Source organism: Streptomyces sp. KLMMK, from assembly GCF_036961605.1.
GTDB classification, from domain to species: Bacteria; Actinomycetota; Actinomycetes; order Streptomycetales; family Streptomycetaceae; genus Streptomyces; species Streptomyces telluris.
Window position 1 is genome coordinate 1 of the sequence record NZ_JBAMDC010000532.1, and the last position, 3,718, is coordinate 3,718.

Here is a 3,718-nt window from a genome sequence, read left to right on the forward strand (position 1 = left end):
ACGGGGCGGCCGTGCAGCGCATCAAGGCCCGCGGCCGGCTGATCGCCGGCGTCGACCAGAACAGCTACCGCTGGGGCTACCGCAACCCCGCCGACGGCGAGCTCAGCGGCTTCGACATCGACCTCGTCCGGGCCCTCGCCAAGGACATCCTCGGCGACCCCGGCAAGGTCACCTATCTCGCGATCCCCACGAGCCGGCGCATATCCGCCCTGCAGACGGGCAAGGTGGACATCGTCGCCCGCACGATGACCATCACGTGCGAACGGATCAAGCAAGTGGCGTTCTCCACCGCCTACTTCGAGTCCGGGCAGCAGGTGATGGTCCCCAAGGGGTCACCGGTGACGGCGTTCGACGACTCGATGAAGGGGAAGAAGGTCTGTACGGCGGAGGGTTCCACGGCCGAGATCAAGGTGCGGGAAGAGCCGCACGGCTCCTCCCTGCTGACGGTCCCCAACCAGCTCGACTGCCTGGTGCGGCTCCAGCTCGGCGAGGTCGACGCAGTGGTCAACGACAGGGCCCTCGCGGCCGGCCAGGCGGCACAGGACCCCTCCGTGCAGCTCGTCGGAAAGCCGTTCACCACCGAACCGTACGGCGTGGCGATGAACCTCGCGGACACGGACCTGGTACGCCGGGTCAACAAGGTGCTGGAGGACTACCGCGCGGGCGGCGCCGGAAGCCTCTGGATGAAGGCGTACGACAAGTGGCTCGCCGCCGACCTGAAGGGCATCACCGCCCCGCCGGCGCCCAAGTACCGGGACTGACGGCGGGCCGGGGAGCACGGCCGTAACGGACACGCCCGCGGCGCGCGCCGCGGACAGGAGAGAGGGGATCGATGGCGGTCGCGGAGCCCACCGGGCCGGCCTTGACCCGCGAGGAGGTGGACCGTGCGCTGGCCAGGCTCGGCGCGGAGCACGAGGCCGTCGAATCCTCGCTGCTCGCCCTCCAGGACCATGCGGGGCGGCGCCTGCTGGAGGGGGCGGAGCTCACCGGCGAGAGCAGGAGCCGGTGGGCGGCCGCCGAGGCCCTCATCGGGCAGCTGTGGGCGTACTTCGACGCCTACACCGCGGCCCTGACCGCCGCCCGCGAGCTGCGCGCCCGCCGCCGCTGGCCCACCCAGGGCGAGCTGTCCGAGCTCACCGAGCTGCTGCGCGGCTCCGGCGTCACCCTGCCCGGCCACGGCACGGCCGCGCTCGGCACGGCGGTCCTCCCGGTGGGCGCGGGGGGCACGGAGGGCTTGCCGGCGCGCCTCAGCGAGCAGCTGAGCCTGCAGGAGCTGCTGGACCGGATGAACGGCTGGTACGCCCGGGCCCTCGACGTGGTCGTGATCGCCGACGCCGTGTGGTCCGCGCTGCCCGCCCGCATCGACCTGCTCGCCGCCGAGCTCGGGCGCACCCGCTCCCTCGCCCACTCGGTGGGCGTCCGGCCCGGCGAGCACCCCTCCGGTGACGACCTGGAGCAGATCACCCGCGAGCTGGCCGCGCTGCGGGACGAGGTGATATCCGATCCGGTCGCCTTCTGGGCCGGCTCCTCGCCCAGCTCGGCCCCGGGCGGCGGCCGCCCGGACACCACGCGCTACGACCGCGCCGCGCGGGCCCTGGAGGACGTCCGCCGGGAGGTCGAGGCGGTGCTGGACGTCCGGCAGGACGCCGAGCGGCGGCTGATGCGCGTGCGCGACGTCCTCTCCCGCGCGGACCGCACGCTGAACGAGGCCCGGCAGGCCCGCGCCGAGGTCCTGTCGAAGATCGCCGCGTCCGTGGTGCCGGCGGTCTCGGGCCCGCCGACGGCCCTCTACGAGCAGCTGTCGGCCGCCGCCGAGCACCGCAGACACGCCCGGTGGCACCGGCTCTCGCCGCTCCTGGAGGGCCTGGAGCAGCGCTCGGAGGAGGAGCTGCTGCGCGCCCGCGAGTCGCTGACGGCGGTGACGGCCCCGCTGGCGGTCCGCGCCGAGCTGCGCGGCCGCCTGGACGCGTACAAGGCGAAGACTGCCCGGCACGGCCTCGCGGAGGACTCCCTGCTCATCGAGCGGTACGACGCGGCGCGGCGCATGCTGTGGAGCGCGCCGTGCGATCTGATGGCCGCCGAACAGGCGGTCCTGCGCTATCAGCAGGCGCTGGCCGAGGCGCTGTCGGCGCCGCCGGGCACCGGGCAGCAGCCCACGGGGCGGAGGGGGGAAGCGTGAGCGAGGCCTGTCAGCGGCCGGGGTGCGCCGGTTCGTACGAGGACGTCGGCGGCGGCGAGCTGTACTGCGACACATGCGGCCTGGCGCCGGTCGTCTCGCCGAACGGGATGGTCTCCTCCCCCGCCACGGGGGTGGCGGGGGGCTCGCCGGGCAGCGGCCCGGAGGGCGGGGCGAGAGCCGGGTCGCAGGGCTCGTCGGGCTCGTCGTCCCGCTCCTCCTCCGCGGGGTCGTCCTCGCGGTCGTCGCGGTCGTCGTCGCGTTCCTCCTCGTCGCGGCGGTCGGTGTCGGGGCGCCTGTCGCGCTCGCTGCCGGGGGCCGAGGGGGCGAGCACACGGTCGGTGTCGGTGCGCAGCGCGGGCACGGGGCCGTCGTCGTCGGGGCGCGGCAGGCTGGGCGCGGGCCTGGTCAAGGTGCCGGAGGTGCCGCGTCCGGATCCCCGGGCGGCAGTGCTGGCCAACCCCGAGGTGCCCGAGCGCAAGCGGTTCTGCAGCCGCAGCGACTGCGGTGCGCCGGTGGGCCGGGCGCGCGGCGACCGGCCGGGGCGCACGGAGGGCTTCTGCACCAAGTGCGGCCACCCGTACTCCTTCGTGCCCAAGCTGCGCGCCGGGGACGTGGTGCACGGGCAGTACGAGGTGGCGGGCTGCCTGGCGCACGGCGGGCTCGGCTGGATCTACCTGGCCGTCGACCGGGCCGTGTCGGACCGCTGGGTCGTACTCAAGGGCCTGCTGGACACGGGCGACGAGGACGCCCTGGCGGTGGCGGTCTCCGAGCGGCGCTTCCTCGCCGAGATCGAGCACTCCAACATCGTCCGCATCTACAACTTCGTCGAGCACCTCGACCAGCGCACCGGCAGCCTCGACGGCTACATCGTCATGGAGTACGTCGGCGGCAAGTCGCTGAAGGAGATCGCCAACGAGCGGCGGACGCCGGACGGGCGGCGCGATCCGCTGCCGGTGGAGCAGGCGTGCGCGTACGGCATCGAGGCGCTGGAGGCGCTCGGCCACCTGCACAGCCGCCACCTGCTGTACTGCGACTTCAAGGTCGACAACGCCATCCAGCAGCAGGACCAGCTCAAGCTGATCGACATGGGCGCGGTCCGGCGGATGGACGACGAGGACGGCGCGATCTACGGCACGGTGGGCTACCAGGCCCCCGAGGTCGCCGAGGTGGGCCCGTCGGTCGCCTCCGACCTCTACACGGTGGCCCGCACGCTGGCCGTGCTCACCTTCGACTTCCAGGGCTACACGAACGTCTTCCGGGACAGCCTGCCCGACCCGGACCACATCGAGGTCTTCTCCCGCTACGAGTCCTTCTACCGGCTGCTGGTCCGGGCCACGGACCCCGATCCCGCGCGGCGGTTCGCCTCGGCCGAGGAGATGGCCGACCAGCTGACGGGGGTGCTGCGGGAGGTCGTCGCGCTGCAGACGGGCCGGCCGCGGCCCGCGCTGTCCACGCTGTTCGGGCCGGAGCTGCGGGTGGTGGACACCCGGCTGTTCGAGGAGGCCGACGGCGAGGTCTCGGTGCTGGGCCGCCGGGCGG

3 protein-coding genes are annotated in these 3,718 nt (G+C 74.1%); all 3 read left to right on the forward strand.

The window, feature by feature from the left end; translation table 11 throughout:
* The coding region (locus V7793_RS35005) for a glutamate ABC transporter substrate-binding protein (protein ID WP_336013727.1) at positions 1–761 on the forward strand (761 nt) is incomplete at its 5' end.
* 71 nt (positions 762–832) lie between these two features.
* Positions 833–2,179 carry a hypothetical protein gene (locus V7793_RS35010; protein ID WP_336013728.1) on the forward strand — a complete coding sequence of 449 codons (1,347 nt, stop codon included), beginning with the start codon at positions 833–835 and terminating at the stop codon, positions 2,177–2,179.
* Positions 2,176–3,718: serine/threonine protein kinase (locus V7793_RS35015; RefSeq protein WP_336013729.1), on the forward strand; the 1,543-nt coding region annotated here is incomplete at its 3' end. The genes V7793_RS35010 and V7793_RS35015, both read left to right, overlap by 4 nt.